Source organism: Anaerophaga thermohalophila str. Valhall, from assembly GCF_000250735.1.
Classification (GTDB): Bacteria; Bacteroidota; Bacteroidia; order Bacteroidales; family Marinilabiliaceae; genus Anaerophaga; species Anaerophaga thermohalophila_A.
In genome coordinates, this window is record NZ_AHZV01000177.1 from 1 (window position 1) to 15,581 (window position 15,581).

Consider the following 15,581-nt stretch of genomic DNA (forward strand, 5'->3'; position numbering starts at 1 on the left):
CAGTAGTGATAATTTATGAATAATGCAGGTTAAATCTTTGCACCCTTATTAACAACGGGTTAACTTCGGCATAAAAAAATAAAACGTCTTGATTTTTAGAAAAATATGTCTTTTTAGATCACGCTCATATATGAGTAATGCAGGTTTGGTAATATTTTTTAATTTTGTCTGTGAATTTTTTCCGGTAGATTATTGCAGATTGCTTATTATTAGTGTATTGCGTTTGCAAATTGCACTTTGATCGTCCGGAGATATACTTTAATGCGGATAAGAGATTTTTATGAGGGCAAAAGAACCTGTTAATACTGTTCATATGTACCGTCAGCTTGGGTTAAGGCTGAGAAATCTGATAACCGCACCGCTGAAGGAGTGGCAGATGATACACAGAGAGCCGGTCACATTTAACGATATGCTCAGTACCTTTGCTTTGCCTCTGATAGGATTGGTAGCTGTGGGGACGTTTATTTCTTACCTTATTAATCAACAGGCGTTTCTTATTGAACTGGCGCTTAAAAAAGTAATTGTTGAATTTACTGCTTTGTTTGGAGGGCTTTTTATTGCATGGTACTTTGTATTTTTGGTAATGAAATATTTCCATTTTGTCCCTTCGCGGGAGATTGCTGCTAAGATAACGGTTTACAGTTCGGCTCCCTTATATATAGTTTTACTGATTACTGCTTTGGTGCCGGAAATTTTTTTCCTGCAGATATTTGCTTTTTACAGTATTTATCTTGTTTTGACCGGGACAAGAATTCTTGCGGGCCCTAAGCAGGAGCAGAAAACAGTTTTCTCGCTGTTAACAGGACTTGTGATATTGGGACTCCCCTATATCATTCGTATATTATTATTGAATTTGATAACTATCTGATATATGGCAACAAACAGAATAAATATTCGCAATAAAAGAGCGTATTTTGACTACGAAATACTCGAAAAGTTTGTTGCCGGAATTCAGCTGACCGGTACCGAAATTAAATCAATCAGGAATGGTCGTGCCGGACTGGTCGACTCGTATTGCTACTTCAGAAGAGGGGAATTATGGGTAAAAGGGATGAATATCTCGGAATATTTTTATGGCACTTTTAATAATCATGCCCCTCACCGTGAACGAAAACTGCTTCTTACAAAGAAGGAACTTCAAAAACTGGAACGAAAAACAAAAGAGTCGGGTCTGACTATTGTTCCCTTGCGTATGTTTATCAACGACCGGGGTTTTGCCAAGCTTGAGATAGCACTTGCCCAGGGGAAAAAGAAACACGACAAGCGCGAGTCTATTAAAGAAAAAGATACCAAACGGGAGTTAGATCGTATCCGGAAAAATTTTTGATGATTTTCACGCAACCTTATCTTGTTTTTTCCATCTTTTGGTTGGTAGTATTGTAAATGTTGTTGATGTTGTTAGTATTGTTAGGGTTGTTAATGTTGTTAAGTTATTGATATTTTTAATTTTGTTAAAATGTTAATTGTTAGGGTTTTATAGGTTTTATTACTTCATCTATCCCCCTAACAATATAACAACCCTAACAATCCCTAACAATTATAGCAACCCTAACCTGGACAAGCCAGAACCAAACAAATTTATACATTACGTGTCGCAGCTCCGCAGCTTTTTGTTTTTCTTATTACATAATTCTACCGCTCTGTCGCCGCTCCGCGACTATTAATTGTTGATATTGGGTTGGCTATACTAAAACCGCGGAGCGGTGACAGAGCGGTAACGTTATCAATAAAGTCAGTAACAATTAACCGCGGAGCGGTGACAGAGCATTAATTTTGCCCAAAAAACACGAATATCAGGGGTAGGACACTAACAACCCTGACACTCCTAACAACCCTGACACCCCTAACACCCCTAACACCCCTAACACCCCTAACACCCCTAACAATCCTGACAGCCGTAACAACTTGTTAAATTGTATATAGAAATCTAACGGACTATTATAGCGAGGTTGCATAATAATAAACAGAGGTGTATCTTTTACCTGGAAAATCAATAGGAAAGCTCTCCAGTGTCTGTATTCAAAGAGATAAACGACATAATTTCAGGATGTCAGAAAGGCGAGAGGAGTGCTCAAAAGGCACTTTATGAGCTTTTTGCGCCCAAAATGTTTGGTGTATGTCTGCGTTATACCGGCAACAGGGAAGAGGCAGAAGATTTTTTGCAGGATGGTTTCATCAGAGTGTTTGAGAAAATAGGTGATTTTCGTTTTGAAGGCTCATTTGAAGGGTGGATGCGAAGAATTATGGTTAATCTGATTATTGAGTCGTACCGGAAAGCCAGGATCAAAACAGAGATGAAGAATGAATTTCCTGATATCGAAGGCGATGAGGATACGAATCATTCTGAAGAGAAGGGGTACTCGTTGAACGAGCTTTTATCATTAGTTCAGAAATTACCCGAAAAATACAGACTTGTATTTAATATGTATGTAATTGATGAATTGACGCATGAAGAAATAGCCCGGAAGTTAAATATATCGCCGGGCACAAGTAAATCAAATCTTTCCCGCGCCCGAAAATGGCTTCAGCAAAGAATTAGTGAAGACAGAAAATTGGAGACCATAAAGTTATGATGATACCCGAACATAACACAGATCAGTTATTTACGCGGCTGAAGGACCTGGAAGCTCAGCCTTCTCCGGGTGTGTGGGAAGGTATTGAAAAAAAACTATATAAAAAGAAAAGGCGACTGGTTCCTCTTTTTCTGAGAGTCGGAGCAGCGGCGTCTGTTGTAATTGCTGCAGGGCTGTTCTGGCTTTTTAATGAGAATGATTCCCCGGTCGATAGCAGTTCCCTTGTTGTGTCGGAACAACAGTTTGACGGCGATAGGAAAGAATCTGGCGGTGTTACCAAACGGACAGAGGGAGATAGCCCTGTTGGAGAGAAAGATTCAGATATCATACCTGCTTCAGGTTCGGATATGCCGGTTTTAGCTGAGAAAAGAGAGACACAGCAGAGAGAAACGTTACAAATTGCTTCGGCATCCGGTGATATAAATGAGGTGGAAGGCATCGGAAGTACCCCTGCTGCTCAAAATCCTTCAGACCCTCAACCCGGAACAATTGAAAAGATGGCTCCTCTCAGTGGCAATAATATTTTTGAAGGGGAAAATGCCAGCCCTCCTGATAGATTGTATGCAAAACAAGACAGTGAGGAGACTTTTGTTGTCGCTACATATATTGATTCTAATAATTCTGAAGAAAAATCCGCTTCAGGGCATTTGGTCGTAGGAGGAGAATATTCGCCAACTTATTCTTTCAGGAATGTTTCCGGTTCGGCAACCGGGGGGGTGGATGAGAACGGTCTGACAGCCGCAGGAGGAGGTCTCACACTTGCCATGAATGTGAACGCTCGCTGGCAAATAGAAACAGGTGTCAGGTATGCCACTGTTGGGCAGGAGGTAACAACAACAGTTCGTTCGGAACGGGTTTACAGCTTTAATACCAGCACTTATTCCGGCGGAAGCCTCGCCAATAGTATCAATGAGATCAGTCTTGCCAATTCAATGGGTACCGTCCGGACTGATTTATCGCCAGTTGCATCAAACGATTTGGCCGGATTTCAAAAGGCGCAGGGAGAGTATGTTGAATTGAAGTCAACCCTGATGGAAAGTGGTGACAGCCCTGTCCTTGAACAGAGTCTTGGCTATATGCAAATCCCGGTGACCGTACGATATCTCCTGACACCTAAAAGTACCATTGGTGTTTCCCTGTCGGGCGGGTTCAGTACCAACTGGCTTGTTGACAATAATGCTTACCTGCACCGTTCCGGACAAAAGCAGCGAATTGGAGAAACTTCAGGACTTTCCGATATGGGATTCAGCACACATGCAGGAGTCGCATTATCGGTACCTGTTTTTAAGGGTTTTCGTTTTCGTATGGAACCTCGTATTGATTATTTTATTTCCGACATAGGAAAGGATACACCGGGTGATTACAGACCCTATTCGTTTGGTGTTTTTACCGGTGTTTTTTATGAGTGGTGAGTTGGGGTGCCCCTAAATCACGCAATGGGGGACTTTGAGTTCTGTGTTTCGGGGCAAGTGATCGATAATTGTTCATTGTCAAATCTGTTTACGCCCGGCTCTGCCGCTTTGCTGCAAAGAATCTGTTTCATCTTTGATGCAACCTTATCTTCTGTGTTCTTATATGTCTTATATGGTGAATTCTCAACCTTAACCTCAGCCTCAGCCTCAACCTCAACCTTAACCTCAACCTCAACCTTAACCTTAACCTCTCTCTCAACCTGAGCCTCAAACCCCATATTGCCCTAACGACTCCACCATTTGGTAAAAAGCTCCTTTTTTATTCATCAGTTCATCATAGTGCCCGGTTTCCACTACGTGTTGTCCGTCAAGGACAACTATCCGGTCGGCCATCTTAATGGTGGAAAGCCGGTGGCTGATAATCATGGCTGTTCTGTTTTCCGTGATTCCTTTAATGTATTGAAGAAGACGTGCTTCGGAAAAAGCATCGAGTGCACTTGTAGGTTCGTCCAGAAGCACAATTTGGGAGGGGTTGAAAAATGAACGGGCAAGTGCCAGACGTTGCCACTGTCCGGGACTCAGCTGCTCACTGTCTTCAAAAAGAGTGCCCAGTGTGGTTTCATAGCCTTTTTCGAAATTTTCGATGATTTCATCAATGCCTGCCTGGGCAGCAGCATCTTTGATGTTTTTATCGGCAGGCTCCCGGCGAATATTTCCAAACCAGATATTTTCACGTGCAGTGACATTATACAGCATAAAATCCTGATAGATAACACTGATGTTATCAATCCGGTCTTTCCAGCGAATTTCATCAAGCGGGATACCATCCACAAAAATGGCACCTTCAACCGGTTTGTACAGTCCGCAAAGCAATTTTACCAGCGTGGTTTTTCCCGCACCGTTTACACCAACCAGAGCCACTGTTTCTCCTGCATCTATATTAAAAGTTACATTCCGTAAAACCCAGCGGTTGTTTACCGGATAATGAAAACCGACATTATCAAACCGGATTCCTTCTTTCATACGGGCCGGGAAGGGATATCTTTCTGTGCTTTTTGTGGATGACCGTGATTCGGGCAGATGCAGGAATTCAAACAGGTTATTCAGGAAAAGAGAATCCTCATAAAGACCCGATATGCCACCGAGAAATTGCTGGAGATAGGCATATCCCCGCTGTAATGCCATGAAGTAAAGAACAACGCTGCCAATGGAAATATCTCCCTGAAAAGCACGGTAAGCGATGAGCCCGTAAACTGAGAAAACAGCTATTGCAGCCAGTATCTGAACGGCCACTTCCCGCGTTGTTTTGCTTCGCAGCATTTTATACTGGCTCTGTCGCCAGTCGTTTTTCAGCTCGTGATAGCGTTTTCGAAAAAGCCTGCCCAGATCAAAAGTACGTAACTCTTTGGCAAATTCGCGCGAGGTAAGCAACCGGTTGTAATAATTTACTTTGCGCTCTCTATCTGTATTTTCACGTTTAAACCTGAATAATTCCCGCGCATATCTTAGCCTGATAATGGTAACAGGGAGCGTTACAAGCAGCAACACTATGGAAACCGACCAGTGAACCATCAGCAGAATGCCACCCATTACAATGAGTGTGATGAGGTTTTGCAGTATCCCCACAATTCCGTAAAATATCCGGGATGGTCTGTGCGACGCTTCATGCAGTGCCCTGAAAAAGACATTCTGATATTTCGGATGTTCGAAAAATCCGTATTCAATTCTGGTGGTCTTGTTGTGAATGAGATGGTCGAAATAGTCGGATATAACAAACGACTGCCGCTCGCGCACCAGAGTGCCCAATGAAGCCGACAGCGCATTGGTGAGAAATACTGCAGCCGCGATGATCAAAAGGGAAATAAGACGATTTAAAGCCTCTTCACCACCGGGGTTGGCGGCAACGATCTGTATCTCGTCTACGAGTAATTTTACAAGGTAAAGCAGCAGCAGCGGGAGTATGCCTCTTACAAGGAGCAATATTCCGTTAAAGAGCGTCCATCCGGGTGAGCTTTTCCAGATGTAACGCAAAATGGTTAGTATTTGGTGGTAGTGTTTGATTATAATTTAATTTTTGATTTGACTAAGTTCTTAATTTGCAATGCCAGATTTGAATATATTATGACTTCTTGTTCTGATGGATAACAGAAGTCACCCGGATAGCGAATATCTACCCCGAAATCAGTGAGATTGAGAGGATCAATCTTTTCAAAATCCTTATCAATATCACTACATTCTGCAAGAAGAAATTCAATATTATGTGTCCGGGCAATTTCTTTATTGTTAGCAATAAGGAAAGCTTTTAAGAATTTTTCAACAGCCTGCTGACAATGAAAACATACTGCAGAAGAAGCAATAATTTCAAATTCAGTCAACTTCTGAATGACTGCTATATCTTCTTCTGCTTTTTTTATCCAATGATTCAGGTAGTCCCTGGTTTCACTGTTCATAGCATGATACCTTCTTTCAGTATTTGTTTAATAATATGGCCTGCGATTTTTTTCTTGAGTTTTAATTCATCTTTGCTGCTTATGAGGATGTCAGCCGGAATTTTATTTTTTGTCAAGTTGCTTTCTTAGCAAAGCTTTTATTTTTTGCTTTTCAGGAATTGAAATCGGGTTTTCAGTAATGATTAAAAAATCATAATCACTTGATAAATCTGCATCTCCTCTGGCACGGGATCCAAAAAGAATGACTTTTCCGTCAGGAACCAGTCTGGTTGCTTCTTCTTTAATAATTTTTGTTACCGACAAAGAGGTGTTTATCATGATTCTTGATTTTTTTCAAATATATAACATTTTTGAAAGAATTGCTGAGGCTAAGGCTAAGGCTAAGGTTAAGGTTGAGGTCAAGGTTGAGGTCAAGGTTGAGAATTCACCATATAAGACATATAAGAACCATAGAAGATAAGGTTGCATCAAAGATGAACCAGATTCTTTGTAAGCAAAGTGGCAGAGCCGAGTGTACACAGATTTTATCAAATAGATTTTTAGATTTAAGAGATTCTTCGCTTCGCTCAGAATGACAGGCCGCCTTATCTGTCATTCTGAGGAGGTAACCGGGGGCCCGGAACTCAAAACTCTGATTCCCCGGCTCACAACCCTTCCCACATACCAGAAAAACTTTCCCGTTACTGGTGCAGCCCATACCATGAAACGATCGATGCGGGTATTTATGCTCCAGGCAAATGGCGAACGGGTTTTGATGACTTTGGTTATGATGCCCTTGATATTGTTTGAGGTAACCGGCTCATCATGGTAGGGAAGGCCGTCGCCACGGGTTATTAGTAGTCCGGTTAGGGAGTCTTTTTTTATTAACCGGTGGGCAATCCATTGTCCCTCTCTTTCAAAAATCAGAACCTGACCGGGCTTCATTTCATCAAAAGTTATCCGTTTTATTTGAACACTGTCGCGTGGCATCAGTATCGGAAACATACTCATCCCATAGACCGGCACCTGAACGGTCTTTCCTTCATTCAGCATTTGGTCGATCCATTCGCGGTATTGTTGTATGTTTTTGTTCACAGTAGTGTTATAAAATTTGCGACACTTAATTTCAATAGATCGTTAGATTTTAAGATTAAAGATACAAGATGATTCATATATTATTGAAAAACTGCATCTTATTAAACAATGTCCTATAATTACAAATAATTGATTTGCACCGTATTGCAAAAGTTTAACAGACTGTTGTAATTTGGTATTAAGTCAAAAGTTCTGAGTTTGGAACATCCGTTTATCTTCTCTCTCTTTGCTCATCCCCAGGCCCCTAAAGAGTGTCTGTCCATAAAGTACCATTTGCTGTGTTACGCTTGCCGCCAAAATCCTCATTTACTAAAAGTAAACTCCGGTTTTGGCGGCTTCGCAAGCCTTGCAACTGGTACTTTCTGAACAGACACACATATTGTAAAAATTTTTGCGAGTTTATAGACACGCACTGAAGAGGGGTATCTCCACCGCACAATTCCTTTTATATTGTACCATTTGCATGTATGAGTCCGGTCTAAAAAGCATCTTTGTTGCCAAACTCTGTGTTGTTTTAAATTTTTGCATCCTCATTAACAACGGGATAACTCCGGTACAAAAATTTAAAACGTTTTGATTCTGACAAAAATATCTCTTTTTATACTACACTCAATAATTAATTGTTTCGCAAGAATTTATCTCAACCACGAATTTACGAATTTCACGAATTAAAAAGCTGTTTTACAGCTTTTTTTAACGGCGAAGCCGTTAAGACGCACTTTTGGTGCAGCAAAATTCGTGTCATTGGTGTCGCTCGGCTCTGCCGCTTGCCTTGCAAGAATTGGTAATTGACAATTTAAAGTAAATTCTCAACCTTAATCTCAACTTTAATCTCAACCTCAACCTTTATTGATAATTGATCACTGATAATTGATCATTGATAATTGATCACTGAAATAATCTGCGTCGCTCGGCTATGCCGCTTGCTTGCAAGAATCTGTGGTGAACTCTCATTCTCATTCTCATTCTCATTCTCATTCTCATTCTCAGCCTCAGCCTCAACCTCAACCTCAACCTCATCCTTATTTTGTTTTTCTGAATTTTTGTAAAAAAATGTCCAATATACTTTTATCTCTGAAATTTATACTTTCATCAAGAGACGACAATCGTTCCTCAAAGCTTCTTAACAAAATCTGCGTGCGCGTGTATAATTGCACAGCGAAAACCCAAAATGGGGTATTTTCTTTTGAACAGGGTTAAATTTTATGTGATATGAAGAAGGTTTACTTAGTATTATTTGGGCTGATTCTTGGATTAGGTACAGGCTTAGATGCTTTTGCACAACAAACGTGGTATGCTCTTAACTCGGGAGAGTGGAACAATCCCGATAACTGGACACTTGATCCGGCTGCAGCTATTCATGTGACAGAAGATGAAGGATATCCGCTTGAAGGCGACGATGTGGTTATAAAAAGTGGTCGTACTATTACCATGCCTACCCAAGGCGATCCGTTTTCTGCTAATTGTAATGTTTTAACTGTTAATGGTCGTCTCGATCTGAAAAATACTTCCGGTCATATTTTTACTGAGATACGCGGTTCAGGACGAATTATTATGGAAGGTGATAACTTTCCTTCCGGGAATGCTTCGAATTTTGTAGACGAAGGGAAGGGAACTGTTGTTTTTAAGGGGAACGGTTATACCATTTCCAATCATACTTTTTACAATGTAGAGATTGATCTTGAAGGCACGAATCCTAAGATTAATCTTGCCGGTAACCTCACTGTAAATGGTGATTTTTCCGTTCTTAACGGGAATTTCCAGTTTGGTAATAATACAACTTCAAGAACATTAACTGTTGATGGTGATATAACAGTAAATAACGGTGCTTCAATGACTGTTAATACAGCCAATGCAGCACATTATCTTTATTCCTGGGGGAATATTACCAATAACGGAACAATTCAATTTACCAATCTTCCTAATCCTGACTACGATAGTGCTCCTACAGATGGCTATGTTATTTTAACAGTCAAAGGAGAATCCAATACTACACTTACTGCCAATAATACAACTTTTCTTCAGCGACTCATCATTGATAAAGGAAGTGACCGTACTTACCGGTTTACTGTTAACCCTTCACAACGTGAATATTTTCGCTTGTTTGGGCAAAATAATAATGCGCCTGAGGATAAAGCTCTCTATATAATAAATGGTACCCTTGAGTTAACCGGTGCCACATACATTCATTCATTGACAGAAGGGGGTAACGATTTTTATGTTCCCGAAACAGGAGGTCTTTGGATTAATGGCGGAGCCGTTGAAGTGAACTCAACAGCCGTGAGTAATAATGCTGACGGTTTTACATCAACAGGTGTGGAAGAAGATGCTGTTGGGAGTCAATCTTTTTCCGTATTGGGAAAATTCAGAATTTCTGACGGTGTATTAAATACTCATACTCATGGATTCGTGGCCTGGGATTCCGGGAATGCATTGGTTCAGATTGAAGGCGGTACTATATTAACTCCCGGCTTTAGGAGTGCAGGGGGGCATACCGGCAAATGGACTTATAACCAATCCGGCGGAACCGTCTATATGTACGGTGATTTGGGTAGTGATTTGAGCGGAAGCGGTGAAGCTACCTTTAGCGTTAAAGGTACTGACAATGTTTATATAATGAGCGGTGGTACTATGGAAATACAGGATGCTGCCACCGGAAATGAATTGGCCATTGACATTCAGTCGGGGGAAGGGAAATATAGTGTTACTGGTGGTACTGTTAAAATCAATCGTGTTGATGGTGCTTCAGATGAGTTCAGTATTTCGTCAACCGCACCTTTCTATAATTTAGAAATAGCAGGCGACAGCTCTGTTGCCACAGCTCTTTTGAATAGTGAACTTACGGTCTTGAATGATCTTATTATTAACAAAAATGGAGTATTAGATGTTACGTCAAATAATTATGCACTTAATATTGGAGGAAACCTTATTCTCTGTAAAAGTTCTTCAAATTTAAATTTAAGAAGTAATACTACATCCTTTATTGGGGAAGGAAATTCTTTTGTGAAAGATAGTGCTGGAGTTTATCCTGATTTCTATACTTTTCATATCAATAAAGAAAACATTACTGATTCTGTTTCCCTATCGGATGGAGATGTTATCGTTCAGAATGATTTGATAATTGAACGAGGAGTTTTGAATCTTAATGATAATAAACTTACTGTAAATAGTGATGTAGAACTGGGTAAAGGAAATATTTATACTCCAACAATTTCCGATGGAAGAATTGTTTTGACAGGTGGTAGTGCTAGTCATCAGCTCAATAGTTATTCGGAAGATTACAGTATGGGGCATGTGGAGTTGAATGATGGTAATGGTGCTATTTTTTTGAGCGATATCAGGTTTGATTTCTTTACTTTGACCAATGGTGTTGTTGATATCACTAAATATAAAATGCGGGTTGATACCAGTTTGATTGGGGGAAGTGGCTTTTCAAGTTCAAAGATGATTAAAACATCAGGTAAATCATCAGATAAGGGTTTGCAGTATAATTTTTCTATGAATCAAATCGGAGACATTGTTTATCCTGTTGGTGTAGACGTCGGTTACGTGCCTGTGACACTTACAATAAATAATGCAAAAGGAGTTTCAGGAGAATTTGGTGTTATCCCTGTACCGGAAGAGCATCCTGCAACTAATCCGAGCTTTGGGTATGATGTTTTGCCGTTTTACTGGAAAACAAAAAAAAGTGGTTTTTCTCCATTAGAATTAGAAGATGTTTCTATTCGATTTGATTATTATCAACCAGTTAGTTTTGGTCATAATTGCAGAAGTTATTTGAATTATGATGGCGAATGGTATTATTATGAGGATATTGGAAGTACTTTTGATCATTTGACTTATCAAAATATTGGTGAATATATTGAAGGGGATTTTACAGCTGCTGAATACGATGATAGGTTTGGGGATTTAGCTTTTCTAAATTACGACACTTATTTTAGCCGAAATGGAGGAGGTGAATGGACTGCTAGAAATACCTGGTCTTTTGATGGACATGATGGGGGAAAAGTGGGATGGTGGGATGTCCCTCCCGGGCCTGAGGATATTGTGATTATCGGTGATAACGATTCGGTGTATATTAATAGCAATGGGGCGGAAGCTGCTCAGGTTACCATTTTTAGTGGTTCTGTACTTGACATAAACAGTACTGAAAATCATGATTTTTCTGAGATAAAAGGATCTGGAAAATTCAGAGCATCCACGCCCAATATTCCTAACGCCAATTTCGGTGAATTTGTAACCAACGATACTGCCATATTTGAATACTATGGTAGTACAAATTATACCCTTACCACTCAGCTTTCAGAATATCCTAATTTAGTGATATCAGGAGCAGGAAACAAAACAATTTCCAATATCGATTTAAAGATAAAGAGTCTTTTTGTGGATGATGCACTGTTAAACATGAGTAATTCTCAATATGGTGATCTTGAGGTTGAAGATGATGTTACCATAAATACGGGGCAAATCCTATTTAGAAACAATGGAACAGAACGGGAATTAACTGTTAATGGTGATATAAATATTATAGGGGGTGGTGGCCTAATTGTTCAAAATGCGGATGCAGAAACCCTGAAGCACAATTTGGTAGTGCATGAAGATTTGTCACAGGGAAATGGTATTATCAATTTATACAATACAAATAATGGTCAGACCAATACAGTTACAGTTAATTTCATTGGAGATAAAACATCAGAATTTACTAAAACGGGTTCCGGAATCAGCAGTTTTGGCCGTATAGTAATTGATAAACAAGTGGCCGATTCAGTGCGTTTTAAAGGTGATTTCTCTCTTAATGCGCCGAATAATACTTCTGACAAACCGCTTTCTCTTATTGCGGGAATAGTTGATATAGACAATTCCGCCATCAACATTGAACTAAGTTCCGGTGGCGGAATGTATAAAATTCCTGCCGAATCAGAACTAATCATCAACCAGGGGACTGTAAGTCTTGGCGGTAGTGATCCCGATGGAGCCGGTATCTGGCTTGATGGTAAGCTTACCATTAACGACGGTGGTGTAGCAAATTTCAACCAGGGAACGGACAACTACATTGAATATACTGCTTCCGGAACATCGGAGATTGAAGTTAACGGAAGCGGAGAGCTTTATGTAGGTTCTCAAATTCGTCGCTCCCCATATACCGAAGCCGGTATTCTGAAATTTTCTCAGAACAGCGATGCTTCAACTATTAAAATTGGAACCAACGATGCGGGAGAAACCACCCGCGGCGTTTTCGAAATCCTCAACACCGGAAGTTCATTTACCCAGGCAGCCGGTGCTACGCTTACCATAAAGAACAGTAAAACAGGCGGGTTCACCGATTTTTATTTCGATCCGGAGTCTGTATCCCTGGGAGAAGGAAGCACCATAGAGATTTCTGCCGGTAACGAGGCTTCTGATCCTTTTGATATGTTTGTGAATCAATCATTAGAAAATTTAACCTTTTCCGGTGATGTTGAAGGAAAATTAAATACGGTTCCTGTAGAAATTCTTGGTAATTTATCCATTGGTACTAATTCTGTTTTTAATGCCAATGGACTGGATGTTACCATCCAGGGTGATATGACCAATGAAGGATCGTATAACCCAAACGAAAATACCACTTATTTCAGCGGCCTGGCCGGGCAGTCTGTTACAGGTAATACCAATTTTTACAACCTGGTAAAAAATGCAGGCACCGATACCCTGCGGATAGGAGAGACAAGTGCCATCACAATCGCAAACGACTTTACTTTGAATACCGGAATTTTTAGTACCGGTGAAAACGACGTTTCGGTAGAGGGTGATTTTTATATAGCCGAGGGTGCTTTTACAGTTAGCGGCTCAGGAAGTAACGGTGTGGTTTTGAATGGAACCTCGTCACAAGAGCTTTCAGGAGGCGGAACCATTGCCAGGTTAATGGTAGACAATGCGGCTGGCGTTGTTGTTCCAACCCAGTCATCTGCCACTACATTTTCCGATGTCTTGAAGTTGAATAACGGAATATTGGATATCGGAAGAAATTTGCTTGTACTAACAAAGGATGCAGTGATTGAAGGAGATGCTTCAGGAGACTTCTCCTCATCCAACATGGTGCAAACCAATCTTTCGTTTACCGATGCGGGAATTAAGAAATATTATCCTACCGGTGCAGTAAGTAATTTTATCTATCCGATAGGGGCATCGGGTAAATACACTCCGGTGGTTATGAATATTACTTCCAATGGCACTGAAGGCGGCTCAATACGAGTAAAGGCTGCCAACGAACCTCATATAACAATTCCTGTTGAAGACCTGGATAATGTTTTGCAATACAACTGGACATTGGATGCCGATGGGATAAGTAATTTTACTGCTAATGTTGCAATGCATGGTTATCCCGGTGATGTTCCGGGAACCAATGGCGATGAATATATAACTGCCCGTATTCTTGACGAAGAAGAAGGGATATGGAATAAATATTCTGTTGATGATTTCGACGAGATCAACACCATCCTGAATTTTAGCTTTGATGGCACTAACGATGCCGGTATTGACGGAGATTATACGGCAGGTACCGATGAGGCCATCCCTGACAAAGTTCAAACTTTTGTTACCGAACAAAATGGATACTGGGATGATCCTGCAGTCTGGAGTGTTGTTGGTGGTGGTGTTGTTCCTGGTGGTGGTCCTAAAGGAGCCATCGTGCAAATCAAGCATGCTGTTGATTTACGAGTGAACGGCCACGAGGCTTATATGACCGGGATTTCAGGAACCGGAGTTGTCGATGTGGGAAATACACTGAATCACCGGCTTGGAAAAGTTTCAGGAACAGGAACCGTTGTCGTTGAATCAGGTTCACTGCCTGCTGGTGAATATACCGAATTTTTCTCTGAAAACGGAGGAACGTTAGAGTATTCCGGAAGCACAAATTATTCTGTCCTGGCTGAGCTCCCACAGGTTAATAACCTGGCATTTAGCGGGAGTGGTAATCGTATCCTTCCAAATTTGGATATTGACATTCTTGGCGATTTTACCATTGAAGGTGGAAATGTTATTAATGAGGAAAGCCGTCTTTTGACCATTCATGGGGATATGTCCCGAACCGGTGGTAGCTTTGACTCTCGCCAGGGGGTTGTTAAGTTGCAGGGGGACGAGGTTCAAACCATTAATGGATCTTTTACAGACGGGAATGCTTTGTATAATTTGGAAGTTGATAATGTTGCGGGTCTGACCTTGAACGGTCCGGTTGATGTGGAGAATAAAATAACTTTCACCAATGGTGTTGTTACTACTTCCGAAACAGCGTTACTAACCATATTAAATTCAGCCAATGCAGCTGTCGATAATGCCTCACGACTAAGATATGTCAATGGCCCCATGCAAAAGAAAATTGTAGCAGGAACCATGTTTGATTTCCCCGTAGGTGATGATTACCGCTATGGAAATATTGGAGTTAAACCTGCTACAACCGGTCTTTGGACTGCACAGTATTTTGATCATGCTGCTTCTGCTGACGGGTACCCTGAAGATGGTGTTACCTATGTGAGTCAAAACGAATATTGGCGTGTGGAAGCTGCCAATGCAGATAATGCTGAGATTAAGTTACGCTGGGACTCCGAGAGTGGTGTAAATCCTGACAGCCCCGACTTCCTTGTGATTAGTTACGAGCCATCGGCATGGAGTGAGGTTAATTATGATAATAAGACGGGCGATATTAGTGGAGGTTCTATTATTACCGAAACTCTTTATCATGATACTGAAAGGTTGTTTACTTTTGGTTCAGGTAGTATTGCCGAGTATACATGGCTGGGAACAAATGGTACCGATTGGTTTGATGGTGGCAACTGGGCAGGAGGACTTACTCCGTCAGCGGCTAATCCTGTAAAGGTAGATAATTTAAGTTCTTCAAATAATCCGGTCATTGGTGAAAATATGGATGCCTATTGCAGTAGCCTTACTATTGAAACAGGCAAGACTGTAACATTAAAACCGGGATCGTCCCTGGAAATAACCAATGATGTAAATAACAGCGGAACCATTATCCTCGAATCGACCAATTCAAATCTTTCATCACTGATGTTGCCGGATAGCCCGACAAACACGGGAAA

At 40.8% G+C, this 15,581-nt stretch carries 10 protein-coding genes; 5 read left to right on the top strand and 5 right to left on the bottom strand.

Annotated elements, in window-relative coordinates:
- Positions 1-280: 280 nt before the first annotated feature.
- The 4 genes from OQ5_RS0109410 to OQ5_RS0109425 all read left to right on the top strand — a co-directional run bounded on the left by OQ5_RS0109410 (position 281) and on the right by OQ5_RS0109425 (position 3,985).
- Positions 281-868 (top strand): Yip1 family protein, encoded by a 588-nt coding sequence (locus tag OQ5_RS0109410; protein ID WP_026055210.1) that lies wholly within the window; start codon positions 281-283, stop codon positions 866-868.
- Between the two features lie 3 nt (positions 869-871).
- Positions 872-1,327: an SsrA-binding protein SmpB gene (gene smpB / locus OQ5_RS0109415; RefSeq protein ID WP_016777252.1), complete on the top strand. Its 456-nt coding sequence runs from the start codon at positions 872-874 to the stop codon at positions 1,325-1,327.
- A 682-nt stretch (positions 1,328-2,009) separates the two neighbouring features.
- Positions 2,010-2,573: an RNA polymerase sigma factor gene (locus tag OQ5_RS0109420; protein WP_016777253.1), complete on the top strand. Its 564-nt coding sequence runs from the start codon at positions 2,010-2,012 to the stop codon at positions 2,571-2,573.
- Complete coding sequence (locus tag OQ5_RS0109425; protein WP_016777254.1) at positions 2,570-3,985, top strand: hypothetical protein; 1,416 nt, start codon at positions 2,570-2,572, stop codon at positions 3,983-3,985. Before OQ5_RS0109420 ends, OQ5_RS0109425 begins: the two co-directional genes overlap by 4 nt.
- A gap of 17 nt (positions 3,986-4,002) precedes the next feature.
- Here OQ5_RS0109425 and OQ5_RS23205 read toward each other — a convergent pair whose 3' ends face one another.
- The 5 genes from OQ5_RS23205 to OQ5_RS0109460 all read right to left on the bottom strand — a co-directional run bounded on the left by OQ5_RS23205 (position 4,003) and on the right by OQ5_RS0109460 (position 7,509).
- Positions 4,003-4,263: a hypothetical protein gene (locus tag OQ5_RS23205; RefSeq protein WP_016777255.1), complete on the bottom strand. Its 261-nt coding sequence runs from the start codon at positions 4,261-4,263 to the stop codon at positions 4,003-4,005.
- Complete coding sequence (locus OQ5_RS0109435; RefSeq protein ID WP_016777256.1) at positions 4,253-6,016, bottom strand: ABC transporter ATP-binding protein; 1,764 nt, start codon at positions 6,014-6,016, stop codon at positions 4,253-4,255. Before OQ5_RS0109435 ends, OQ5_RS23205 begins: the two co-directional genes overlap by 11 nt.
- A 29-nt stretch (positions 6,017-6,045) precedes the next feature.
- Complete coding sequence (locus OQ5_RS0109440; RefSeq protein WP_016777257.1) at positions 6,046-6,435, bottom strand: HEPN domain-containing protein; 390 nt, start codon at positions 6,433-6,435, stop codon at positions 6,046-6,048.
- A gap of 102 nt (positions 6,436-6,537) precedes the next feature.
- A complete protein-coding gene (locus OQ5_RS20690; protein ID WP_016777259.1) occupies positions 6,538-6,753 on the bottom strand; it encodes a nucleotidyltransferase domain-containing protein in 216 nt (71 codons plus the stop codon).
- Positions 6,754-7,026: 273 nt separating this feature from the next.
- Complete coding sequence (locus OQ5_RS0109460; RefSeq protein WP_100221908.1) at positions 7,027-7,509, bottom strand: S24 family peptidase; 483 nt, start codon at positions 7,507-7,509, stop codon at positions 7,027-7,029.
- Positions 7,510-8,721: 1,212 nt separating this feature from the next.
- On the opposite strand from OQ5_RS0109460, the gene OQ5_RS20695 reads away from it, so the two are divergent.
- Positions 8,722-15,581 (top strand): hypothetical protein (locus OQ5_RS20695; protein ID WP_016777263.1); only part of this gene is annotated, 6,860 nt, incomplete at its 3' end.

Bases quoted from the DNA above. Each gene is read 5' to 3' on its own strand.
- OQ5_RS0109410 (WP_026055210.1), top strand. From the start codon at position 281: ATGAGGGCAAAAGAACCTGTTAATACTGTTCATATGTACCGTCAGCTT.
- smpB (WP_016777252.1), top strand. From the start codon at position 872: ATGGCAACAAACAGAATAAATATTCGCAATAAAAGAGCGTATTTTGAC.
- OQ5_RS0109425 (WP_016777254.1), top strand. From the start codon at position 2,570: ATGATGATACCCGAACATAACACAGATCAGTTATTTACGCGGCTGAAG.
- OQ5_RS23205 (WP_016777255.1), bottom strand. From the start codon at position 4,263: ATGGGGTTTGAGGCTCAGGTTGAGAGAGAGGTTAAGGTTAAGGTTGAG.
- OQ5_RS0109440 (WP_016777257.1), bottom strand. From the start codon at position 6,435: ATGAACAGTGAAACCAGGGACTACCTGAATCATTGGATAAAAAAAGCA.
- OQ5_RS20690 (WP_016777259.1), bottom strand. From the start codon at position 6,753: ATGATAAACACCTCTTTGTCGGTAACAAAAATTATTAAAGAAGAAGCA.